Here is a 22,321-nt window from a genome sequence, read left to right on the forward strand (position 1 = left end):
TCACACTTCGGCTGCGGTACGAGCACGTGAGGGTTCAAGCGCAGCCCTTTCCCACTTGGCAATCACCAGCGGTGCGATGGCATTGCCCAATACATTCAGCGTGGTCGTGCCGCTGTCGATGATCCTGAAAATACCTGCGATCAACGCCACACCCTCTAAAGGAAGACCGGCTGAAGCCAACGTTGCGGAGAGGATGATGATGGCAAACCCGGGCACACCCGCCGCGCCTTTCGAGGTCAGCACCATCGTCACCACCAGCAGGATCTGCTGCGACAGGGACAGGTCGATGCCATAGAGTTGCGCCACGAAAATCGTCGCCACGCCGAGGAAAATCGAGGCACCGTCCAGATTGAAGGCATACCCGACCGGTACCACGAAACTGACAATCCGACGCGGTACACCGTAACTCTCCAACCGAGTCATCAACTGCGGCATGACGGCGGCCGATGCGGCACTCGAGAACGCCAGAATCAATTCACTGCGAAAGTAGCGGATCAATTTGAAAATGTTCTCGCCAATCAAGTAGCAAATGCCACCGAGTATCACCAAGGCGAAGACCACCAGAGCCAGGTAAACCACACCAATCAACTTGAGCAGCGGCAACAGCGAGGCAAACCCAAACGTCGCGACAGTCGCGCCGATCATGCCGAAGACACCTATCGGCGCGTAGGCCATGACCATTGAGACCACTTTGAACATCGCGTCGGAAATGCTCTGAACCAGCGCGATTGCAGGTGCACTTTTCTCTCTCGGCAGCGCATTCAGGGCGAGGCCGAACAGCACGGCGAAGAACAGCACCGAGAGCAATTTCGCTTCCGACATCGCCACCAGAACATTGTCCGGCACGATGTTCTGCAGGATCACCAGTGCGCCTTTTGATGGCTCCATGTTGATCGACGCCGTGCCGTGGGACAGGCCGGAAATATCGGTGCCGGTACCCGGCTCGAAGATATTTGCGAAACACAGGCCGACCACAATCGCCAGCGCGGTTATCGCAAAGAAATACCCCAGCGACTTGATGCCCATGCGGCCAAACGACTTGTTATCGCCACCGCCGGCAATGCCCAGAATCATGCAACAGAACACAATCGGTACCACCACCATCTTCATCATCTTGATAAAGATGTCGCCCAGAGGCTTCAGGATCTCCACACTCACCCACGTTTGATACTGCGGATGGGTATTGAAATACCAACCGACGAGCACGCCAAGCAACAGCCCGGCAACGATTTGCCACACCAGGGGAATACGTTTCATGTCTAGCCTTCTTGTTGGAATGAAAGGTCTGCGCTAAGGGCAGTTGCTAGAGTCATGAGCTTCCAGCTCACTTGAGACCGAATGGCACAACCGGGTTGTGCCATGACGTTTGTCACTTGGCGAAGAGCTGGCTCATATCCTTGAAAGCCTTGAATTCCAGAGCGTTGCCGCATGGATCAAAGAGAAACATGGTGGCTTGCTCGCCAACCTGCCCCTGAAAACGAATGTACGGTTCGATCACAAACTCGGTGCCAAAGGACTTCAGGCGTTCGGCCAAGGCTTCCCACTGTTGCCAGCCCAGAATGATGCCGAAGTGCGGAACCGGAACGTCGTGACCGTCGACCGGGTTGCTGTGAACACTTTCCTGGGACGCGGTTTTCGGGTGTTCGTGAATGACCAGTTGGTGGCCATAAAAATCGAAGTCGACCCACTGAGTACTGGAGCGCCCTTCTTCAAGACCAAAGACTTCACCGTAAAAGGTGCGCGCTGCAGCCAGATCGTAAACGGGGATAGCGAGGTGGAAAGGCGAGAGGCTCATCAGAACTCCGATCATATTGTTGTGGGTTGGCGAACATTCCTACCGTCATCGGCGCCTTGGGTTCAGCCGCTGCCGGGGTATGGGAAACATCCTAGGACGGAAAACCAAACATAAAAATCAATATATATTTCTTAGAAACACAATTAATATTTGTGAATGATCAAAGAACTGAAGACACTTATCGCCGTCGCTCGCGAAGGTACTTTCGCTGCAGCAGGCAACAAAATCGGCCTCACGCAGGCCGCCGTCAGCGCACAGATCCAGCGCCTGGAAGCAGAACTCGGCTTCGAGCTTTTCGACAGAAAGGGGCGCTCGGCACACCTCAACAAAATGGGCCAGCAGATCCTCCTGCAGGCGCAAGAACTGCTCAGGCTCTACGACAGCCTCGGTTCGACAACGGTGGGATTGCCGCCCAGCGTGCTGGTCAACATTGGCGCGATTGCTTCGGTGCAGCGCTCTTACTTGCCTGACGCGCTGGCAAAGTTTCACCAGCACTGCCCGCAATGCCGATCCCGGGTAGTGCCGGGCTTGTCGATGGAACTGGTCAACCTGGTGGATGTTGGCGAGATCGACATGGCCGTGATCATCCGCCCACCCTTTTCACTGCAAAGCGACCTGCGCTGGACAACGCTGGCACTGGAGCCTTACCGATTGATCGTGCCCCGTGACGTGCCGGGCGATGACTGGTCCCAGTTGCTGTGCAGCCAGCCGTTCATTAGATATGACCGATCTTCCTTTGGCGGCAGGCAGGTCGACCGCTTTTTGCGGCAGATGCATTTCACACTGCGTGAGGTCTGCGAACTGGATGAGCTGGAAGCAATTATCAAACTGGTCGAAAACGGTGTCGGCGTGGCGTTGGTGCCGCAAACGGCGCCCGACTTTGCATGGCCTGCCGGTGTGCGGGTGCTCGACCTCGGGCAGCACACTTTCCACCGTGATATCGGACTGGTGCACCGGTCGCGGCAGACTTTTACAGAACCTGTGCGGATGCTGGCTGAACTGATCAGTGCTCAGGTGAAGATGGGGTATGAGTGAGGCCTTCAAAAAACAATCATTAACCGCATCAATAACAACCATTGATTCAATGAAGTTCTCTTATCAGGCTCGCGGCGTAAGATCGGCTCCAGACCTAACCACTACCCCACGGAGCACACACTCATGAAACGCCAAGCCCTTTTCAGCATCGCTTTCTCACTGTTCGCCCTGAATGCTTTTGCCGCTGAACCTGCCACCCAGACCGATCCGCTGTTCAGCGACGCAGTAGCCGCCGCCACCCAGACCGACCCACTGTTCAGCGACGCAGTCGCCGAAGGCGGTTCAGACCGTCTGCTCGAACGCCGCGCCGTCTGAATGCAGCGCTTCAGCGCAGTCACCGAAGAAAGGCCCGACCTTACCCGTCGGGCTTTTTTCGTTTGGCAGCGCTGCGCACCTGCCCTGCTCTGCCGGAAAGTTTTCCTCCTCGATCGGCTCGATCACCTAACCTCATAGACTGTGTGATCCATTCGAGCCGCCTCACCCATGCGCAACACATTGAACTCGTTGTTTTTTGTCGTATTCATGCTGCTGGTTGGCGGCAGTCCGACGCTATTGGCTGCCGACTTGCCGGCGCCGGTAACCACCGCTGCCGCGCCGTTGCCGGTGATTTCGCAAAGCGATCTGCAGGCCTTGCAACTGCGCCTCGATGGCCTCAAACAACAGATTTCCGCCGCGAACAACTACAACCAGCTCGAAGGCCCGCAGGATCGCGTGCAGGCATTCATTCTGGATGTCGACCGGTTGTCGGCGGCGTTGTTGCCGCAGCAGGCGCAGTTGGCCGTGCAGTTAGGGGTGTTGGGAGCGGCGCCAGATGCCGAGGTGGCGGCGGAACAGGCGGATATCGTCGCGCAACGAGCGTCCCTGGCGGAACAGAAGAGCAAGGTCGACGGCACGCTGAAGAGTCTGGCGGCGCTGAAGCAGAGCGCAGCGGATCTGATTACGCAGATTGCCGGTATCCGCCGCACGTTGCTGGAAAGTGAGCTGACGCTGGGCACTGACAGCGTGCTGAGTCCAAGTTTCTGGTCGCCACTGGTGAATCCGACCGAGGATGATCGTCAGCGTCTGCGTTTTTTCGTCGCGCAGGTGCGCGACACATGGGCCACCGTGTGGGCCCCGGGCCAACGCGTCTACACCAGTGTGCTGATGGCGTTGGCGCTGATCATCTGGACGTTCGGGCGCAGGCTGGCTGAACGCGGTCTGACCTGGGTGTGCATTTACCGCATGCCCGAGGGACGTCTGCGCCGCAGTGCGCTGGCGTTCGCCTCAGCGCTGGCGACCATTGCCACCACCGGCATTGCCTTGCAGTTGCTGTTCTACGCCTGCACCCGCCACCAACCGTTACCCCCTGTGCTGGAAACGTTTTCCGAAGAGTTCGAGAAGGTTGTATATGCCTGCGTGCTGATCACCGGGCTAAGCCGCGCGTTGCTGTCGACCGAACATCCCTCGTGGCGCCTGCCGGCGATTGCCGATCAGGTGGCGCTGGCGCTCAGACCCTACCCGCGCATCTTGTCCTGCACGCTGCTGGTGCTGGTGACGCTGGTGCAGGTCAGCAATGCCACCGGCATGAGCAGCCAGATCGTGATCGCCGGGCGCGGGGTCATTTCGATCGTCGTGCTGGCGATCGTGACGGTCCTGCTGTTGCGCGTCGGCAAAGTGCGCAAGGCACTGGTCGCGGCCAATGATGCCTCGGCGGCCAACAGCACATTTGCCGGGGTGATTTACACCATCGCGAGCATCTCGATGTTTGTCTCGGCGATTGCCCTGCTCACCGGCTACGTATCACTGGCACGGTTCATCAGTTATGAGCTGGTGTGGGCGTACATTGTCTTGTCGGGTTTCTACCTGCTGATTCAATTGGTCAAGGACGTCTGTGAGCATGTGTTTTCACCCCGCCATGCGAGCGGCAAGGCGCTCAAACAGCTGCTCGGCATTGGTGATCGACGGCTTGATCAGATCGAGATTCTGCTGTCGGGTTTCAGTCGGGCAGCGCTGCTGTTGCTGGCGGTCATCGCCCTGTTTGTCGGCGGCATCGGCACCACGCTCGGGCAACTGGCGAGCAACATCATGGCGATCCTCGGCGGTGCCGGGCTGCGCAAGCTGAACATCGTCCCCGGCCACCTGCTCAATGCCGTGCTGGCGCTGATGATCGGTATCTGGCTGATCCGCGCCCTGCGCCGCTGGCTCGACAATGAGTTCCTGCCCAAGACCGACATGGACCCGGGCATGTGCGCCTCGCTGAGCACGCTGTTTTCCAACATCGGTTATGCCTTTGTGATTCTGTTGACGCTGTCGTCGCTGGGCGTGCAGTGGACCAATCTGGCGTGGATCGTCAGTGCGCTCTCGGTGGGCATCGGCTTTGGTTTGCAGGAGATCGTGAAGAACTTCGTTTCGGGTCTGATTCTGCTGACGGAACGGCCGGTGAAGGTCGGCGACTTGATCAGCATCAGTGGTGTGGAAGGCGACATCCGCCGCATCAACGTGCGCGCCACGGAAATCCAGCTCAGCGACCGCTCGATCGTCATCGTGCCCAACTCGCAACTGATCTCGCAGAACCTGCGCAACGTGACGTTGGGCGGCAGCGCGCAAGGCGTGGCGGGACTGGAACTCGTGTTCCCGCTGGACATTGATCCTGAAGAGGTCAAAGAGCTGTTGCTCACGACTTATCGGGAGAACGAAACCATCCTCGAAAAACCGGCGCCGTTCGTGCGCTTCAGCAAATTGTCGCCGGACGGGATTACCTTGTCGGTGACCGGTTATGTGGGCAGTCCGAGGATTGTCGGGGTGACCAAAAGTGATTTGCTGTTCGAGATTCTCAAGCGGCTGGGTGCGGCAGAGATTGCGTTGGCGAAACCACCGGCGGGTGCGTAATGAATCGGTGAGGCTCTGGCATGGAATATTTTCGCTGTCTGAAAAATCGCTTTCGCGAGCAGGCTCGCTCCCACATTTTTTGCGCGGTGAAGGGTTATTCCCGAAGCGCCTAAATGCCTGCTTTTTAGGTCTTTATTGGCGGTCAGAGCGCAACCTTATACTCGAGCGGTTCACCTAACGATCAATAAGGATGTTCCATGCCTCAACGTCTTTTCCTGGCGGCTTTATTCCTCGCCGTCGCCGGTTGCGCCAGCCCTCCTCCCGCCTCTGTTCACACCCACGATCCAGCCAGTTCCACTCTGCAAGGCGACGCCGCGCGTCCTGCGCAGGCGCAGTGGATTCGCACCGAGTTGTACTTCTCCGTTGGTTCGATCGATGGCAAGGACGGTGCAGTCAGCCCGGCGCGCTGGCGTGAGTTTCTTGATCAGGAGGTGACGTCGCGGTTTCCTGATGGATTCAGTGTGCTTGATGCATATGGGCAGTGGCGGGATAAGGGCGCGAAGGAGCCTGAGCGCTTGAGCACCAAGGTGATTGTGATTTTGCATGAGAACAGCCCGAAGAATGCGGGCAACATCGAAGCGATTCGCCTGGCTTACAAGCGTATTACCGGGGACTTGTCGGTGCTGCGGTTGTCGCAGCCGGCGGAGGTGTCCTTCTAGAATCAGAAGCCCCTCACCCTAGCCCTCTCCCCGAGGGAGAGGGAACCGATCCGGGGATATTGGAGACGTACGCCGACCTGTATTTGCTTCTCTGAATCCATAATCGACTCGTTCTTTCAGGTCGATGTATCACGCAAGACAACTCGGTCGGCCCCCTCTCCCTCCGGGAGAGGGCTGGGGTGAGGGTCTGCCTTCAAGCGACTCAATCCAGCCAAAAGCACAGCACCAACCAGCAACACCGCAATCCCCAAAAACGCGCCAACCCCCACCACCGTCACGCTGGAATACAGCATATACAGGCACAACCCGAAAAACAGCAGCGGCAACAGCGGATACAACGGCACCTTGACCGGCCTCGGCACCTCGGGAAAGCGCCGCCGCAGGATGATCAGCGCCACGCTGCTCAAACTCAAAAACAGCCAGTACACCGGGGTCAGGTACTCGACCATTGTGTTGAAACCGCTCTGGGTAAAACTGCCAAACAGCACCAGCAACAACGCCACCGCACCTTCCGCCAGCAGCGCTTTACGCGGTACGCCATGGCGGTCGTCCCATTCGCCGAAACCGCGCAGCTGCGGCACATCACGCGCGGCGGCGTAAGTAGTGCGAGCGCCGACCAGCAGCGTCGAGTTGATGGTCGCAATCGCCGCGATGCCGACCATCAGCAAAATCAGCATGACACCCGGTGCACCGAAAGCACGGTTCAACAACTCAACCGCCGGCGCATTGCTGGCCGCCAGTCCGGCGAATCCCAGGCCCTGAACGAACGCCCAATTGAGCGCCAGATAGATCGCCATCAACACGCTCAGCGCACCGAGCATGGCAATGAAAATCCCTCGCCGGCCATCACGCACTTCCGCCGATAACGTCGCCGCATCGCTCCAGCCGCCGAACGCCAGAAAGACGAAAATCATCGCCGCCGAGAACCCGGCCATGTCGGTGCTTTGCGCGACGGGCGCAAGACTCGGCGCAGGCGCTTCGATGCCTTGCCAAGCCAAAAAAACGCCGGCACTGGCAATGCTCAAAAAGCCCAGTGCCAACAGTCCCACCAACAAGGTCTGGGTGAGAAAGCCAATGTGCTTGCCGGTGAGATTAAGCAACACCAATGCCGCAATCACCGCCCCGGCAAACAACCCCGAGCCGTACTGACCCAGCGGCACCACCGCATTGACGTAATCGGCAAACATGAACGCCGACAAAGCAATCCACCCGGTGTGCATCACCGAAAACCGCGACCAGGCGAACAGGAATCCCATGCGCTCGCCATACGCCGTGCGCAGAAAGTGATAATCGCCGCCCGGGTGCGGAAACGCCGTGGCCATCTCGGCAAAACACAGTGCGCCAATCATCGACGCGACACCGCCCAGCACCCACACCAGGTAGAAATGCTCTGGCCCGACGTTGAGGGCCACGGTCGGCGCGGTTTTCAGGATGTCGGTGGTGATCACCATGCCCAGCGTGATCAGCAACGCCTGAAACACTGGCAGATGCCGCCCCGGTCCCGCGTCAGAAACCATAGGTGGCGCGGGCGTAGTAGTAGGCGCCGTTGGTGCCGATTGGCGAGAGCACGTCGTACGGCAGGTTGCCGCCGTAGTTGATCGCCGAACCGGAGCGTTCCGGGTAGTTGTCGGTGAGGTTGTTGCCGCCCACGGCAATGTTGAATTTCGGGGTGAATTTGTAAGCCACTTCGGCGTCCAGCTGCCACACGGCACCGTAGGTTTGCTCCGGTTGCGAATCGCCGAAATCGAAGACTCGGGTGGTCTCGCCCTGGCGCGTCAACCTCCCAAGCAGGCCCCAGTGTTCGCTGGCCCAGTTGGCGGAAAAGATGAAGCGATCCTTCGGCGCTGCGTCGGTCAGGGTGTTGGTTTCTTCGACGCCAACAAGTGCATCATTGCCGATGCCCAGCGCCGTCAGTTGCGACGGCGTGCCTTTGGTGCTGGTGACTTTGGTGTGGTTGTAGGTGTACGCGGTGGTCAGGCCCAGTTGCCCTTCGTAGAACGGCTGGTGGTAGTTGAGCACCAGTTCGGCGCCGTCGGTGCTGGTGTCGGCGGCGTTGGTGAAGAAGTTGACGTCGTGCACGCCAGCAACGCCGAAGTTGTCATTGATGTAGTTTTCCAGCGCATCGCTGCCAATGCGTTGCGACAGGGTGATGCGGTCTTTGACGTCGATGCGGAACACGTCCAGCGAGGCGTCGAAGCGTTCGTTCAACTGAAAGGTCAGGCCGAGGCTGAAGTTCTTCGAGGTTTCCGGATCAAGCTTCTCGGCGCCCAGTGCGCGGGCGATCGGGTCGTTGACCGAGAGCACGCGGATGTCAGTCAGCGTGCCGCCATCGCCGAAGTTGCTGGTGGTGTTCTGGAAGCCGCTTTGGGCCAGCGACGGTGCGCGGAAGTTGTTCGATACCGCACCGCGCAAGGCCCATTGCTCGGTGAGCTTGTAGCGACCGCTGAGTTTGCCGGTGAGTTTGCTGCCGGCATCGTCGTAATGCTCCCAGCGGGTGGCGGCGTCGACAAAGAAGCGATCAGTGAGATCGCCGGACAACTCGGCGTAAGTGCCGAACACGTTGCGATCCAGATCCGACTCTTCGCTCGGGCGCAGGCCGTTGGCGCCGTCGGCTCCGGAGCCGATGTAGGAGGCCTCGTCACCGGCATAGGTGAGGTAGTTTTCGTAGCGGTATTCACCGCCGACCGCCAGTACGAACGAGCGCTCGCCAAGACGCAGTTCGCGGCTGAAATCGAGGTTGGTGGTGGTCTGGCGCAGTTCGTAATCGCCGGTGTCGAACTTCGTGGGTGAGTCTTCACCGAGGCTGGCGTTGAGCGTCTGCCGGGTCGAGCCATCGAAGCGGTTGCGACCGTGGGTGATGCTGCTGTCGAAATCCCACTCGTCTCCGAGCAGGCCTTTGAAACCGGCGGTGGCGGAAATGTCCTTGTTGTCGCCGAGCGATTGCGGCAAGTAGCCGTTGGGGTAGAACTGCGGCTGTTCATACGGGTAGCGATAGAACTCGGCGCCGGTGGTGTGGCGCTGGTTATAAGTACCGAAGCTGTAAGCCTTGCCGCCGGCCAGCGGCAGTTCGCTGTTGAACCAGAGGTTGACGTCGCGCGCTACGCCGTCGCCCATCACATAGTTGCGCTGGCCGGGGGTGTCGGCAAAACCGTCGAAACCGGCGCGGTTGGTCGGGTTGCGATCTTTGTATTCGGTGCCGCCGCGGATAAACCCGCCCTCTTCGCCCAGGCGCGTGCCGATCTTCGCCGTGGTCACGCTGTTCTGGCCGTCGGTGGTGGTCTTGTCGATAGCGTCCTGATGGGTGTGATAGGCGCCATAACTGGTGGACACCTCGCCACCTTCCGGGGCGTCATCCAGGATGATGTTGATGACCCCGGCAATCGCGTCTGAGCCGTACTGCGCGCCGGCACCGTCACGCAGCACTTCGATACGTTTGATCGCGCTGAGCGGGATCGAGTTGAAGTCGACCGGCGCAGTACCGCGACCAATCTTCGACGAGTCGTTGACCACCGCTGAGGTGTGGCGGCGCTTGCCGTTGACCAGCACCAGCACCTGATCCGGGCTCATGCCACGCAGTTGCGCGGCGCGCACGTGGTCGGCGCCGCCGGAGTTGGATTGGCGCGGCAGGCTGAAGGATGGCAACAGCGTCTGCAACGCCGCGCCCAGTTCACCATCAGCGACGCCGGCGGATTTGAGGTCTTCGGCGGTGAGCACGTCGACCGGTACCGGCGAATCCAGCACGGTACGTGAAGTACCCCGGGTGCCGGTGACCAACACCGTGCCGAGTCGGGATTCGCTGTCGGCGCTGACGGAAGTTTCTTCGGCGTTAGCAGGAAGTTGCCAAATAGCGGACACGACAGCGGCCGCCAGTAATGAACGGGAACGGTAATGCATATAACAGCTCCTTGAATCGCAGTTAATACCCGGCCGTTACCGACAATAAAGTTCGGCAAGCAATGCGCGGCAATGTCTGCTGTAGTTTTGGATTTCTGGAAGGCAGTAAAGCTTTTTTACGGTGAGTTGCAGTTTCCCCAGCGTGAGACGTTTCCCCTTGAAAGCCGATGCTAGACGAGCTGCCGCAACTCGTAAAAGAACCAATAACGCTTAGGTTAGATCGCTCCAAAGGAGTGTTCTTAGTTCAGCAGAAGTGTTGCTGAGCCAACACTTCAACCAACTAAAAACAATTTTTAGACTGAAATACGGTTCCCTGTAGGAGTGAGCCTGCTCGCGATAGCGGTATATCAGTAAGAAAGTTGTCAACTGACACACCGCTATCGCGAGCAGGCTCACTCCTACAGTTTTGATCTGCATCAGACGCTACTTAATCGAACTCTTTTTCCAGCCAGGCATCCTCGGCAATATCCAGTTCATCACCACTGAATCGCTGTTCGGCAAACGGATCGGCGTGCAGATGAAAGCCGTTTTGCTCCCAGAAACCCGCTTGTTCCTGTTCGACGAATTCAAGCCCGCGCAGCCACTTCGCGCTCTTCCAGAAATACCGCCCTGCCACCACCAGCCGCAACGGCCAGCCATGTTGCGCGCTCAGCGGCTGGCCGGCGTAGTGGGTGGCCAACAAACTGTCGGGGTGTAACAGATCATCGAGTCGCAAGTTGGTCTGGTAATCGTGGTCGGCATGGGCCATGACGAACGCCGAGGTTGGCTGGATATCGAACGCCTGCAACAAATCCTGCAGATGCACCCCACTCCACTCGGTGTCGAACTTCGACCAGCGTGTCACGCAATGGATGTCGCAACGCAGTTGCCGTTGTGGCAGTGCCTGCAGATCGGCGTAACGTAATTCGATCGGTCGGGCGAGCGTGCCGAACAGGCGCAGCGACCAGTTGGCGAGGTCGTAGTCCGGGATTTCGCCTTCGTGCAGGATCGGAAATCGCTCCGTCAGCACTTGGCCTGGGGGCAGTCGTTTACCGAGCGCCGGATCGGCTTTCGGCGAACGGCTTTTGCGTAATCGCAAGGCTTTGTTGTGCATGTAAACTCCAGAACTCCCCTCAGTTTGCGCAACTACGCATTACCCCTGTGGGAGCGAGCCTGCTCGCGAAAGCGGTGGGTCAATCAACAGAGATATCAACTGATCAGACCTCTTCGCGAGCAGGCTCGCTCCCACATGGGCAATGTCGTGGCAAATGTTCTAGTTGGCCACGGGAATCCACGGCGCCCGCGCGACATTCGCGGTATCACCGAAGGCCGGGAGTTTCTGCGCCAGATCTCGAACGTTTTTCACGTCCAGATCCAGCAACTGCTGACGGGTAATCAGCGTCGGCGGCACCAGCACCTGATGCCCCGGATTTTCCCCGGCAATCAACATCGCCAGACTGCGCACACTGATTGCCCCGGCCACTTGCGGATTGACCGCTGCCGTCGCCGCCCAGGCGCTGTCCGGCTCTTTCATGATTTGAATATCGGCGGTGGAAATATCGGCGCTGTAGATCTTCACCTTGCTTGTCAGACCAGCCTCATCCACGGCGATTTTGGCGCCTTTGGCGAACTCATCGAACGGCGCAAAAATCACGCTGATGCCCGGATTGGCGCGAAGCACGGCGCTGGCCTGATCCGCCACCGAGTTGGCGATCGGCGGATTCAGCGTGCCAAAGCGTGCCTTCTCGACGATGCCCGGATTGGCTTTCTTGACCTGACTCCAGATCTCGTCGCGGCGCTCCATCGGCGTAAAACCGCTGATGTACACGTAGCCGGCATCGAACTTCGTGCCGTTGTCCTTGACGGCTTGATCGAGGGCCAGACGCGCCAGCGCATGGTGATCCTGCTCGACCTGAGTCACTTGCGGGGTGTTCAGATCGACGTCGAAAGCGACGACTTTGATGCCTTTGGCGATAGCGCGATCAATCGGTGCTTTCAGGGTTTCGGCCAAACCGAGCTGGACGATGATGCCGTCGACGCCCAGATCGATCGCCTGATCGATCATCTCGCCCTGACTCGCCGCCTGCTGCCGGGCATCGAATACGCGCAGGTTGGCACCCAGTGCTTCGGTCTGTTTTTCGACGCCGCGCAAATACGCCTCGGGGAAGTCCCCGGAGAACAAATACCCCACCAGCGCGATCTGCACCTGACCTTTGTCGAACGGTGCGGGTGCGCCGGGCAAGGCTTTGGCCTGCGCGCTCAGTGCCATCGCCGAAAGCAACGCACAGGCGAGGCAATGACGGGCGAACTGTGTGATTGAACCGTGCATACAACATCCTTGAATGAAGCGGCTCAACGCGCCCGATGCGCGAGGCCGAAGGTGAACATCAGGGCCAGCACCAGCACCAGTCCCTTGACGAAATCCTGTGCGTAATACGGCGCGTTGAGCATGGTCAGACCGTTGAGCAACGCCGCCACCAGCAGCGCGCCGACCAAGGTGCCAAAGGCGTTGGGCTTCTTCGCGCCGAGTACGGCAAACCCGATCAGCGCCGCGCCGAGGGCATCCAGCACCAGACCGTTACCGGAACTGACGTCACCACGGCCCAAGCGCGCCGCCAGCAACAATCCGCCCAGCGATGCGAGCAACGCCGAGAGCACGTACGCCAATAATTTGAAGCGCTGCACCGGTGCACCGGCCAGTCGTGCGGCTTGCTCGTTGCCGCCGATGGCATAGAACAAACGACCAATGCGCGTACGTTCGAGAAACAGCCACACAGCCACCGCTACCACCGCCGTGATCAATACCGGAATCGGCACCACCTCCCACAACCGCCCACGCCCCAGCGCCAGAAACGCAGCACTGAAGGTACCTTCGGTTTCCTCACCGCTGGGCAAAGTCATACCGACCGCAATCGAGCGTCCGCCCGTAGGAATCAGTTGCACGCCGATCACCAGAAACATGCTGCCCAGTGTCGCGAGAATGTCCGGCACCCGTAATTTAACGATCAGCCAGCCGTTGAGCAGGCCGACCAGCGCCCCGCCCACCAGACTGATCAATACCGCCGGCACCGCACCCCAGCCGAGCACGACCATCACGTAACTGGCGATCATCAGGCTCATCGCCGCCACAGCGCCAATCGACAGATCGAGGCCGCCGACAGCCATGGTCAGCGTCACGCCCAGCGCCAGCAGCGCAACAATCGACACCGATTGCAGGATGCTGAACAGATTGCCGACGCGCAGGAATGCCGGCTCGGCCACACTGAAAAACACCACGATCAGCGCCAGCAGCCATAACAGGCCATAGCGGATCAGCACATGCAGCAGACGTTCGGCGCGTGCCGGCTCGGTCGATAACAGTGAACTTGAATCAGGCACTCGCTCTGCTCCTTGGCGTGGCTTGAGGGGAAGGTTTGGTCACGTCGCTGCCGGCCAATGCAGCGACCAGATCAGCACGATTGAGGCCGGCGCGCGGGTACTCGGCGACCACCGCGTGATCGCGCACCAGCAGGATGCGGTCGGCAATTTCCAGGGCTTCATCGACATCGGCGCAAATCACCAGCGTCGCCCTGCCCTTGGCGCTGTCGCGCAGCAGTTGGCCTATGTCGCGGCGGGCACGCACGTCGACGCCTTGGAAAGGCTCATCAAGGATCAATACCCGCCCTTCGCCGAGCAGCCAGCGGCCGAGCACGACTTTCTGTTGATTGCCGCCCGACAGTGCGCTCATCGGCACATCGATACCGGCAGTCTTGATCCCCAGCGCCGCCACCTGTGCCTCGACCGCTGCCGCTTCGGCGCGGTTGCGGATGAAACCGCCGCGGGTAAAGCGTTCAAGAAACGGCAAAGTCAGGGTGCGACGCAAAGAAAAATCAGGTATCAGCGACTGACTGGCGCGATCTTCGGCCGCGAAGAAAACCCCGCTTTGAATGGCCTGGCGCGGTGAGTCCGCACGCCAGTCAGTGCCATCCAGTTGCACGCGGCCCGAGGTCGCTTTACGCAGGCCGAACAGCACCTCGGCGATTTCACTTTTACCGGCACCCAACAGCCCGGTCAGCACCACCACTTCATTCTCGTGCAGGCTCAGATCGAACGCGGCGGAGCGCGGCAGGATTTGCATGGCGCTGAGCTTCAACACCTCGCGCCCGGCCACGCTCGACTGGTAAACATGTTCGGCCAGCGCCTGCCCGAGCATGGCGCTCACCGCTTCCGGCAATTGCCGTGCCGCGAACTCGCCCGCGAACTGGCCATCGCGCAGAACGATGGCGCGATCCGCCACGCGTTGCAGGTCGGAGAGTCGATGGGAGATGTACAGAATCGCCACACCGCGAGTGCGCAAGGTGTCGATCAATCCAAACAGCCGCTGCGCCTCGGCATCGGAGAGCGCGGCGGTCGGCTCATCCAGAATCAACAGGCGCGGCTGCAAAGCCAAGGCTCGAGCGAGCACCACCAATTGCCGTTCGGCCTGACCGAGATGCTCGATCGGCTGCTCCAGCGGCAAGGTCAAACCCAGCCCGGCGGCGATGCTCGCAGCGCGTTCCAGCAGGCGTTGGCGATTGAGCCAGAAGTCCGCGTCTGGCTTGCACAGTTCATCGAGCAGGAGGTTTTCCGCGACGCTCAGACCCGGTGCGATGCCCTCGTTGATCTGTTGGTGCACCGCGACAATACCGAAGCGTCGCGCCGACAGCGGCGAACTGAAATGGCGTGGCGCGCCCTCCAGCCAGATCTCGCCAGCGTCGGCAGTCTGGCTGCCCGCGAGGATCTTCACCAGAGTCGACTTGCCCGCGCCATTGGCACCGAGCAGCGCCACCACTTCGGCGGGATAGATGTCCAGGCTGACCGCGTCCAGCGCCCGGCTCGCGCCAAATATCTTGCTCAACTCACGTACACGAATCAGCGGTTCGCGGACGACGGCGACCGGCACACTCATACAATTCCTTAGCGGCGATGCGCCAGCGAACGAACCAATCGATCACCCAGGCTTTGCACGCCTTGGACGAGGATCACCAACACCACCACCGTGGCAACCATCACTTCATTGTTGAAACGCTGATAGCCGTAACGGATCGCCAGATCACCGAGCCCGCCACCGCCGATCACGCCGGCCATCGAGGAAAAACCGATCAGCATCACCAGCGTCAACGTGATCCCGGCCAACAACGCCGGCAGCGCTTCGGGTAGCAACACCTTGAAGATCACATGACCGATGTCGCCGCCCATGGCGAGGATCGCTTCGATGCGCCCCTTGTCGACTTCGTCCAGAGCGTTTTCGACGATGCGCGCGAAGAACGGAAACGCGCCGATGGTGATCGGTACCACGGCAGCGGTGCTGCCCAGCGTCGTGCCGACCACCAGCCGCGTCAGCGGGATCAGGGCGATCAGCATCACCACGAATGGCAGTGAACGGCCGAGGTTGACCACGCCACCCAGAGCGGCATTCAAGCGTGGCATCGGCAGCAGTCCGTCGCGGCGACTGATGAACAGCAACACGCCCAGCGGCAGGCCGATCAGCAGCGTGAACAGCCCCGCGAGCAGGACCATGTACAGGGTTTCACCGGTGGCGTTGAACACCAGTTGCAGGATTTCATCCCAATTGACCGTGCGGTTCATGAGTGCGCCGCCCGTACGCCGTATTGCTTGAGAAAACTCAGGCCCGGCTCAGCATGCCCCAGGGGCAATCCGCAGGTCGGCCGCAGCGAAGCACCCAGTTGCGATTGCGGATCGGCCAGCAGACGTGGCACCGGCCCGGCTTCGACCAAGCGTCCATTGGCCATGAACGCGGCGTGGTCGCAGATCGACTTGACCACGTCCAGTTCGTGGGTGATCAACACGATGGTCACGCCCAGTTGCCGATTGATATCGCGCAGCAATTGCAGGATCGATTCGGTGGTTTCCGGGTCGAGCGCACTGGTGGCCTCGTCCGAGAGCAAATACGCCGGCTCAGCGGCCAAAGCGCGGGCAATGCCGACGCGCTGTTTCTGCCCGCCGGACAACTGCGAGGGAAAGGCCTGCGCCTTGTCACTCAAGCCAACCAGCTCCAGCAGTTCGCGGACCCGTACGTGGCGCCACGGCTTGCCGACATTGGCGATCTCCAGCGGCACCGCGATGTTGTCGAACACCGTGCGCGAATGCAGCAGGTTGAAGCCTTGGAAGATCATGCCGATGCGCTGACGCTGCTGGCGCAGTTCGCTGACCGGCAGCGTCGTCAGGTCGATGCCATCCAGCAGAATGCGCCCACTGTCCGGTCTTTCGAGCAGATTGAGGCAGCGCAGCAACGTCGACTTACCCGCGCCGCTGCGCCCGAGAATCCCGTAGACCGCACCGTCGGGAATGCTCAGCGAGACCTGGTCGAGTGCCGGTTGCGCGGCCGAAGGATAAGTCTTGCTCAACTGCTCGATGGCGATCATGGCTTGCCGCCCGCCACCGGAATCACCGAACCGGCGAAGTTGTCGGTGATGTATTTGGCGACCTCGGGCGACGTCAGGTCCTTGGCCAGTTGCGCGATACGCGGGTCGTGTTCGAGCTTGGGCGTGGTCACCAGAATGTTGGCGTAGGGGTTGTGCTCGGCTTTCTCCAGACCCAAGGCATCCTTGGCCGGCACCAGGCCTGCGTCGAGCGCGTAGTTACCGTTGATCACGGCCAGATCGACGTCGTCCAGCGAGCGCGGAATCTGCGGCGACTCGATCTCGAGAATCTTCAGCTGTTTCGGGTTCTCGGCGATGTCCTTGGGCGTTGCCTGGTCCGCTGCCGGGTCGTTGAAGCCGGATTTGAGTTTGATCAGGCCGTTGTCCTGCAACAGGTACAGCGCGCGGCTCAGGTTGGTGACGTTGTTGGGCACGGCGACGGTGCCTTTTACCGGCACGTCGGCGAAGCTTTTGTGCCGGTGCGAATAGATGCCCAAGGGTTCGATATGCACCGTGGCCGCCACCGCGAGTTTCTCGCCGAGGGCCTTTTCCTGGGATTTCAGGTACGGCAGGTGCTGGAAGTAATTGGCGTCGACATCACCGTGCACCAACAGTTCGTTGGAGTTCACACCATTGGGGATCTCGATGACTTTAAGATTCAGCTGCGGATCGATTTTCTGGATGTACGCCAGAATCTGCGCGTGAGGCACCGGGTCGGCGGCGACGCGCAACGGCTCCAACGCCTGCGCTCCGAACGACGTCACCAGCGCGCCGAGCACGGCCAGGGTCAAACCTGCTTTCTTGATCATGTGCGGAGTCCTTGAGCGAGTGATGAGTCAGGCGGATTTACGAATAGGCGGTGGCGGCAGCAGCGCATCGGCGTAGAAGCGCTGCGCGACATCCGGATGCGAGCGCAGACGCCCCTTGAGGTAGTTCCAGCCGACATCGCGAAACAGCGGATTGAGCGGATCACTCGCCGGCCCGCGCGCCTCGCGCAACAGTGCGGTGGGCAGCGGATACAGCGGCACCACGGCATCCAGTTGCGCGCCAAGGAAGAACGCGACAGACAGGCGTTCGCTACCCGCCGGTGGCGAAACCACGCGATGTACCGTGGCCCGCAGATAACCGTTGCTGGCCAGTTCGAGCAGTTCGCCGATGTTCACCACCAGGGTGTTCTCGCGCGGCAATGCATCGATCCAGCGGCCCTCTTCGATTTCGACCTGCAGACCGGCCTGCTGGTCTTGCAGGAGGAAGCTGAGGAAACCGGAATCCTTGTGCGCGCCGACGCCTTGATGGCTTGACTCGCTGGATTGACCGGGATAGCGCATCAATTTGATGTGCTCGTTGGGCTTGTCGCCGTAGAGCTGATCAAACGCATCGGCCCGTAGCGACAGTGCCTGAGCGAACGCACGCAGCAGGCGTAACGACATGCGCGTCATCGCCTCTTGCCATTCCAGCAGCAAAGGTTTCAGTTCCGGCAGTGCCGCCGGCCATTGGTTGGGGCCTTGCAGCCGCGCCCAGAACGGGCTGTCTGCGTCTAATGGCAACACCTCGCGCTCGGCGCCCAGATCGAACTGTTCACGCTGATCGGGCTGGCCACGGGTGATCTCCGAGGCGGCACGGTTGTAACCGCGAAAGTGTGGTGAGTTGATCATGCCGACGGCGTTTTTCTCGCTGTCGGGCAAAGCGAAGAACTGCCGAGCGTGGGCCTGTACCTGCTTGAGCAAAGCGCTGTCGATGCCATGCCCGGTCAGGTAGAAGAACCCGACGTCACGGGCGGCGTGGCGCAGGTTTTCAAGAAATTCGTAGCGCTGTTGCGCCGTGCCTTCGAACAGCGACAGGTCCAGCGTCGGTAATGCGGTGATGTCGAGGGTATGCGGCATGATTCACTCCCGTGTGAATCAAACCTGAAGAACCTGTGATCGATTCAGCGTGTGCCGTCATGGCAATCGGGGGTCTATCGGTTTGATGCGTTTTGATTCGTCGTTGTGACAAAACTAAACGATCTTAAAAATACGTAGCCAATATCTTTTTCGCATTACCTTAGGCCCGATTTTCCCTCACCCCAGCCCTCTCCCGGAGGGAGAGGGAGTCGACCGAGGTGTATATCGCGATACATCGACCTGAACGACCGAGTCGATTATGGATTCGGCACAAACTGTTCAGGTCGGCGTAGCACTAAATATCGCCTCGGTCAGTATCCTCCCAACCCTCTCCCGGAGGGAGCCGACCGAGTTGTTTAGCGTTATGCACCGACCTGAACGACCGGGTTGGATTCGGTACAAAACGTTCAGGTCGGCGTAGCACTCAAGGTCATCTCGGTCAGTCCCCTCTCCCTCTGGGAGAGGGTTAGGGTGAGGGAACCAGACGACTCGGTATCAAGCGTCTTGCAACGCACGCGGCCGTTGGCTGCGTTGTTCAGCACTGGCGTCCGGCGCCGGTTGCAACTGGAAGTCGAACTTCAGCTCGGCATAGCGCCCCGACACCGCATCTTCACAGAACACCACCTCCCCGACCAACCCTTCACGGGTTGCATAAGCGAAGTCATCCCACAGGTATTGATCACCCGACAGATTGATCTGCGTCGTCAGGTGCCGATGCCCCGGTGCGCTGATAAAGAAATGCACATGGGCCGGACGCTGGCCATGACGGCCGAGCAGATTCAGGCATTCCTGGGTAGGCCCTTGCGGGTCGCAGCCATAACCGGACGGGACAATGCTGCGAGCGCGGTAATAGCCTTCGGCGTCGGTAATGATGCGTCGGCGCAAGTTGTACTCGGACTGGCTCGGGTCGAAAAACGAATAGGTGCCCTTGGTGTTGGCGTGCCACAGGTCAACGGTGGCACCGGACAACGGCTGGCCCTGCAGATCGAACACTTGGCCTTCGAGGTGCATAACGGTGGCGACGCTCTCCTCGCTGCCGTCATCCATGCGGCACTCGCCTTCACACAGCGGCGCGCCGGCCACGTAGAGCGGGCCTTCGATGGTGCGCGGCGTGCCGCCGGTCAAGCCGATCTGTGCGTCCTTGGCATCCTGTAGCAGGTCGAGAAAATGCTCGAGGCCCAGCCCCGCGACCAATAATCCTGCTTCCGAGCGAGCACCCAAACGGTTGAGGTAGTCGACCGCTTTCCAGAACTCGTCCTCGCTGATCTCGAGGTCTTCGATGATCTTGGCGCTGTCCTGCAAGATGCGCAGGACGATGGTTTTCAGCCGGGAGTTGCCGTCGTCGTTGGCAAAACCGGCGGCTTCTTTGAAGAACGTTTGCAGCTCGGCGGTGTGGGCAATTTTCACGGTCATGGTGGTTACCTCATCTTGTTGTTTTGTCGACGCAGTTCTTGAGTTCCAGCACCGTCCCTTGTAGGAGTGAGCCTGCTCGCGATAGCGGTCTGCCAGTTACCATCAATGCTGAATGACACACCGCTATCGCGAGCAGGCTCACTCCTACAGGGACCGGGCTGGGTCAGCGGTCGTCGCTGTGGATCGACGACGGATGCCGGCAGAGGCCATCGACCTCGATGTCCATGTACGGAAACAACGGCAGAAGCATCAGTGTGTCGTGCAGGGCCTCAACGCTCGGCACATCGAACACGCTGTAATTGGCGTAATGCCCGGCGATGCGCCACAGGTGCCGCCAGACACCTTCGCGTTGCAGCCGTTGGGCCAGTTCCTTCTCGTCTGCCTTGAGCCGGGTGGCCAGTGACGGGTCCATATCGACGGGTAATTTCACGGTCATTTTTACGTGGAACAACATGCTGGTTCTCCTGATTCAGTGGCGACGAAAACGCGCCAGACGCTCTTCATCCAGCACTAGGCCAAGTCCCGGAGTTCGCGGGATGTGCAGATGGAAATCGCGGTACTGCGGCGTTTCAGTGACGATGTCTTCGGTCAGCAACAACGGCCCAAACAGCTCGGTGTCCCAGGTCAGTTGTTTGAGCGTGAGGAAGGCGTGCGCCGAGGCCAGCGTGCCGATGGAGCCTTCGAGCATGGTGCCGCCGTACAGCGCGATGCCGGCGGCTTCAGCGATCTGCGCAGTTCTGAGCACAGCACGCGGGCCGCCGTTCTTGGCGATTTTCAGGGCGAACACACTGGCAGCGCCGTCGGCGGCGAGGCTGAAAGCATCCTCGACGCTTTCGATCGATTCATCGGCCATGATCGGCGCCGGGCTGCGCTGGTTCAGGCGAATCTGCCCGGAGCGGTTGACCCGCGAAATCGGCTGTTCAATCAGGTCGATGTCGTTGTCACCCAGTACCTGACAACCACGAATCGCCTGGGACTCATCCCAATACTGGTTAACGTCAACCCGCACACTGGCACGCTCGCCCAAGGCTTTTTTGATCGCCACCACGTGCTTGAGATCCTGCTCCAGCGGGTTGGCACCGATCTTCAATTTGAAGATGCGATGGCGACGCGCTTCAAGCATCTGCTCGGCTTCGGCAATGTCGCGGGCGGTGTCGCCGCTGGCCAGAGTCCAGGCCACTTCGAGGCTGTCCCGTACGCGGCCACCGAGCAGTTCACTGACCGGCAGGCCGAGGCGCTTGCCTTGAGCATCGAGCAGTGCACTTTCGATGCCGGACTTGGCGAAGGTATTACCCTTGGCGATCTTGTCGAGCCGATGCATCGCGGCGTTGATGTTGTTGGCCTCCATGCCAACCAGCGCCGGGGCCAGATGTGCGTCGATATTGGCTTTGATGCTTTCCGGGCTTTCATAACCGTAGGCGAGGCCGCCGATGGTGGTGGCTTCACCGATGCCTTCAATACCATCGCTGCAGCGCAGGCGCAGAATCACCAGGGTCTGCTTCTGCATCGTGTGCATCGCCAGTTTGTGCGGGCGAATGGTCGGCAGGTCGACGATGATCGTCGTCAGGTTTTCAATCAGAATTCGCTGCATTTCAATATTCCTTGAAAAGTCATCAACCAAGGTCGCCGCCACCGACCGGCAGGGTCACGCCGGTGATGTACGAGGCGTCATCGGAAGCCAGAAAGAGGATCGCGCCGACCTGTTCATCAAGGCTGCCGTAGCGTTTCATCAGGCTGCTGTCGAGGGTTTGCGCGACGATTTCCTGATACCAGGCCTGCTCCTGCGCCGACGGTTCGGCGGCATTGCGCGGGATGCGCCGGGGCGGTGCTTCAGTGCCACCCGGCGCGGTGGCATTGACGCGAATACCGCGCTCGGCGTTCTCGAATGCCAGGCACGCGGTCAGCGCATTGATGCCGCCCTTGGCCGCGCCGTACGGCACGCGATTGACGCTGCGGGTAGCAATCGATGAAACGTTGACGATGGCGCCGCTCCCTTGCTTGAGCATGTACGGCAGCGCGGCGTGGCAACACCACAGGGTCGGGAACAGCGAACGGCGGACTTCAGCTTCAATCTGTTCGACTTCGTAGTGCTCGAAGGGCTTGGCCCAGATCGTGCCGCCGACGTTATTGATCAGGATGTCGAGTCGGCCGAAAGAGTTGATCGCCTCGACCATCACCCGCGCACACTCGGCGTACTGCTCAAGGTCGGCGGTCAACGCGAGAACACCCTCGCCTTGCAGCTCGTGAACCAGCTCGGAGCGGTCGACGGCAACCACTTGCGCGCCTTCGCGCAACAGGCGTTCGCACACACGGCGGCCGATACCCTGCGCCGCGCCAGTGACCAGCGCGACCTTGTTGGAGAATCTGTTGTTCATGACAACCTCGAAAGAAGGG

Annotated in this window: 20 protein-coding genes; 4 read left to right on the top strand and 16 right to left on the bottom strand. The window is 60.1% G+C overall.

Annotation, left to right across the window (positions count from 1 at the left end; translation table 11 throughout):
- Nucleotides 1–1,257, bottom strand: a complete 1,257-nt coding sequence (locus QOM10_RS16870) for a cation:dicarboxylate symporter family transporter (RefSeq protein WP_127928389.1) — start codon at nucleotides 1,255–1,257, stop codon at nucleotides 1–3.
- Nucleotides 1,258–1,369: 112 nt separating this feature from the next.
- Nucleotides 1,370–1,795 (bottom strand): VOC family protein, encoded by a 426-nt coding sequence (locus tag QOM10_RS16875; protein WP_026000724.1) that lies wholly within the window; start codon nucleotides 1,793–1,795, stop codon nucleotides 1,370–1,372.
- A 156-nt stretch (nucleotides 1,796–1,951) separates the two neighbouring features.
- Here QOM10_RS16875 and QOM10_RS16880 point away from each other — a divergent pair, with 156 nt between their 5' ends.
- The 4 genes from QOM10_RS16880 to QOM10_RS16895 all read left to right on the top strand — a co-directional run bounded on the left by QOM10_RS16880 (nucleotide 1,952) and on the right by QOM10_RS16895 (nucleotide 6,357).
- Complete coding sequence (locus QOM10_RS16880) at nucleotides 1,952–2,830, top strand: LysR family transcriptional regulator (protein ID WP_127928391.1); 879 nt, start codon at nucleotides 1,952–1,954, stop codon at nucleotides 2,828–2,830.
- Between the two features lie 123 nt (nucleotides 2,831–2,953).
- Nucleotides 2,954–3,145 (top strand): hypothetical protein, encoded by a 192-nt coding sequence (locus QOM10_RS16885; RefSeq protein ID WP_150750974.1) that lies wholly within the window; start codon nucleotides 2,954–2,956, stop codon nucleotides 3,143–3,145.
- 168 nt (nucleotides 3,146–3,313) lie between these two features.
- Entirely contained in the window at nucleotides 3,314–5,698 is a 2,385-nt protein-coding gene (locus tag QOM10_RS16890; RefSeq protein ID WP_316916569.1) for a DUF3772 domain-containing protein, read from the top strand.
- Nucleotides 5,699–5,895: 197 nt separating this feature from the next.
- Nucleotides 5,896–6,357, top strand: coding sequence for a DUF3574 domain-containing protein (locus tag QOM10_RS16895; protein ID WP_316916570.1), 462 nt, complete (start codon nucleotides 5,896–5,898; stop codon nucleotides 6,355–6,357).
- Between the two features lie 116 nt (nucleotides 6,358–6,473).
- Here the strand turns inward: QOM10_RS16895 and QOM10_RS16900 are convergent, their stop codons facing one another.
- The 14 genes from QOM10_RS16900 to QOM10_RS16965 form a co-directional block, all read right to left on the bottom strand.
- Nucleotides 6,474–7,874, bottom strand: a complete 1,401-nt coding sequence (locus QOM10_RS16900) for an APC family permease (protein WP_316916571.1) — start codon at nucleotides 7,872–7,874, stop codon at nucleotides 6,474–6,476.
- Complete coding sequence (locus tag QOM10_RS16905) at nucleotides 7,864–10,251, bottom strand: TonB-dependent receptor (protein WP_316916572.1); 2,388 nt, start codon at nucleotides 10,249–10,251, stop codon at nucleotides 7,864–7,866. Before QOM10_RS16905 ends, QOM10_RS16900 begins: the two co-directional genes overlap by 11 nt.
- A 427-nt stretch (nucleotides 10,252–10,678) precedes the next feature.
- Entirely contained in the window at nucleotides 10,679–11,344 is a 666-nt protein-coding gene (locus QOM10_RS16910) for a sulfite oxidase-like oxidoreductase (protein ID WP_316916573.1), read from the bottom strand.
- Between the two features lie 159 nt (nucleotides 11,345–11,503).
- Nucleotides 11,504–12,559 (bottom strand): substrate-binding domain-containing protein, encoded by a 1,056-nt coding sequence (locus QOM10_RS16915; protein WP_316916574.1) that lies wholly within the window; start codon nucleotides 12,557–12,559, stop codon nucleotides 11,504–11,506.
- Nucleotides 12,560–12,582: 23 nt separating this feature from the next.
- Complete coding sequence (locus tag QOM10_RS16920; protein WP_150775001.1) at nucleotides 12,583–13,608, bottom strand: ABC transporter permease; 1,026 nt, start codon at nucleotides 13,606–13,608, stop codon at nucleotides 12,583–12,585.
- Complete coding sequence (locus QOM10_RS16925) at nucleotides 13,601–15,157, bottom strand: sugar ABC transporter ATP-binding protein (protein ID WP_316916575.1); 1,557 nt, start codon at nucleotides 15,155–15,157, stop codon at nucleotides 13,601–13,603. Before QOM10_RS16925 ends, QOM10_RS16920 begins: the two co-directional genes overlap by 8 nt.
- A gap of 8 nt (nucleotides 15,158–15,165) precedes the next feature.
- Complete coding sequence (locus QOM10_RS16930; protein ID WP_316916576.1) at nucleotides 15,166–15,837, bottom strand: methionine ABC transporter permease; 672 nt, start codon at nucleotides 15,835–15,837, stop codon at nucleotides 15,166–15,168.
- Complete coding sequence (locus QOM10_RS16935) at nucleotides 15,834–16,634, bottom strand: methionine ABC transporter ATP-binding protein (protein WP_316916577.1); 801 nt, start codon at nucleotides 16,632–16,634, stop codon at nucleotides 15,834–15,836. The genes QOM10_RS16930 and QOM10_RS16935 overlap by 4 nt, the downstream gene beginning before the upstream one ends.
- The gene (locus QOM10_RS16940) at nucleotides 16,631–17,440 is read right to left on the bottom strand and encodes a MetQ/NlpA family ABC transporter substrate-binding protein (protein ID WP_141128264.1); all 810 of its coding nucleotides are present in this window, start codon (nucleotides 17,438–17,440) and stop codon (nucleotides 16,631–16,633) included. Before QOM10_RS16940 ends, QOM10_RS16935 begins: the two co-directional genes overlap by 4 nt.
- A 27-nt stretch (nucleotides 17,441–17,467) precedes the next feature.
- On the bottom strand, nucleotides 17,468–18,514 hold the full coding sequence (locus QOM10_RS16945; protein ID WP_127928413.1) for an isopenicillin N synthase family dioxygenase: 1,047 nt from the start codon (nucleotides 18,512–18,514) through the stop codon (nucleotides 17,468–17,470).
- Between the two features lie 495 nt (nucleotides 18,515–19,009).
- Entirely contained in the window at nucleotides 19,010–19,927 is a 918-nt protein-coding gene (gene catA / locus QOM10_RS16950) for a catechol 1,2-dioxygenase (protein WP_316916578.1), read from the bottom strand.
- Between the two features lie 163 nt (nucleotides 19,928–20,090).
- A complete protein-coding gene (gene catC / locus QOM10_RS16955; RefSeq protein WP_150652796.1) occupies nucleotides 20,091–20,381 on the bottom strand; it encodes a muconolactone Delta-isomerase in 291 nt (96 codons plus the stop codon).
- A gap of 15 nt (nucleotides 20,382–20,396) precedes the next feature.
- Complete coding sequence (locus tag QOM10_RS16960) at nucleotides 20,397–21,518, bottom strand: muconate cycloisomerase family protein (RefSeq protein ID WP_316916579.1); 1,122 nt, start codon at nucleotides 21,516–21,518, stop codon at nucleotides 20,397–20,399.
- A 22-nt stretch (nucleotides 21,519–21,540) separates the two neighbouring features.
- Nucleotides 21,541–22,302 carry a 1,6-dihydroxycyclohexa-2,4-diene-1-carboxylate dehydrogenase gene (locus tag QOM10_RS16965; RefSeq protein WP_127928421.1) on the bottom strand — a complete coding sequence of 254 codons (762 nt, stop codon included), beginning with the start codon at nucleotides 22,300–22,302 and terminating at the stop codon, nucleotides 21,541–21,543.
- Nucleotides 22,303–22,321: the final 19 nt, after the last annotated feature.

The sequence above is a fragment of the Pseudomonas sp. P108 genome, assembly GCF_032613195.1.
Classification (GTDB): Bacteria; Pseudomonadota; Gammaproteobacteria; order Pseudomonadales; family Pseudomonadaceae; genus Aquipseudomonas.

Coding starts and splice junctions, on each gene's coding strand:
- QOM10_RS16930 (WP_316916576.1), bottom strand. CDS start 15,837: ATGAACCGCACGGTCAATTGGGATGAAATCCTGCAACTGGTGTTCAAC.
- QOM10_RS16910 (WP_316916573.1), bottom strand. CDS start 11,344: ATGCACAACAAAGCCTTGCGATTACGCAAAAGCCGTTCGCCGAAAGCC.
- QOM10_RS16905 (WP_316916572.1), bottom strand. CDS start 10,251: ATGCATTACCGTTCCCGTTCATTACTGGCGGCCGCTGTCGTGTCCGCT.
- QOM10_RS16945 (WP_127928413.1), bottom strand. CDS start 18,514: ATGCCGCATACCCTCGACATCACCGCATTACCGACGCTGGACCTGTCG.
- catC (WP_150652796.1), bottom strand. CDS start 20,381: ATGTTGTTCCACGTAAAAATGACCGTGAAATTACCCGTCGATATGGAC.
- QOM10_RS16925 (WP_316916575.1), bottom strand. CDS start 15,157: ATGAGTGTGCCGGTCGCCGTCGTCCGCGAACCGCTGATTCGTGTACGT.
- QOM10_RS16965 (WP_127928421.1), bottom strand. CDS start 22,302: ATGAACAACAGATTCTCCAACAAGGTCGCGCTGGTCACTGGCGCGGCG.
- QOM10_RS16900 (WP_316916571.1), bottom strand. CDS start 7,874: ATGGTTTCTGACGCGGGACCGGGGCGGCATCTGCCAGTGTTTCAGGCG.
- QOM10_RS16885 (WP_150750974.1), top strand. CDS start 2,954: ATGAAACGCCAAGCCCTTTTCAGCATCGCTTTCTCACTGTTCGCCCTG.
- QOM10_RS16895 (WP_316916570.1), top strand. CDS start 5,896: ATGCCTCAACGTCTTTTCCTGGCGGCTTTATTCCTCGCCGTCGCCGGT.
- QOM10_RS16960 (WP_316916579.1), bottom strand. CDS start 21,518: ATGCAGCGAATTCTGATTGAAAACCTGACGACGATCATCGTCGACCTG.
- QOM10_RS16870 (WP_127928389.1), bottom strand. CDS start 1,257: ATGAAACGTATTCCCCTGGTGTGGCAAATCGTTGCCGGGCTGTTGCTT.
- QOM10_RS16880 (WP_127928391.1), top strand. CDS start 1,952: ATGATCAAAGAACTGAAGACACTTATCGCCGTCGCTCGCGAAGGTACT.
- QOM10_RS16875 (WP_026000724.1), bottom strand. CDS start 1,795: ATGAGCCTCTCGCCTTTCCACCTCGCTATCCCCGTTTACGATCTGGCT.
- QOM10_RS16890 (WP_316916569.1), top strand. CDS start 3,314: ATGCGCAACACATTGAACTCGTTGTTTTTTGTCGTATTCATGCTGCTG.
- QOM10_RS16940 (WP_141128264.1), bottom strand. CDS start 17,440: ATGATCAAGAAAGCAGGTTTGACCCTGGCCGTGCTCGGCGCGCTGGTG.
- QOM10_RS16915 (WP_316916574.1), bottom strand. CDS start 12,559: ATGCACGGTTCAATCACACAGTTCGCCCGTCATTGCCTCGCCTGTGCG.
- QOM10_RS16935 (WP_316916577.1), bottom strand. CDS start 16,634: ATGATCGCCATCGAGCAGTTGAGCAAGACTTATCCTTCGGCCGCGCAA.
- catA (WP_316916578.1), bottom strand. CDS start 19,927: ATGACCGTGAAAATTGCCCACACCGCCGAGCTGCAAACGTTCTTCAAA.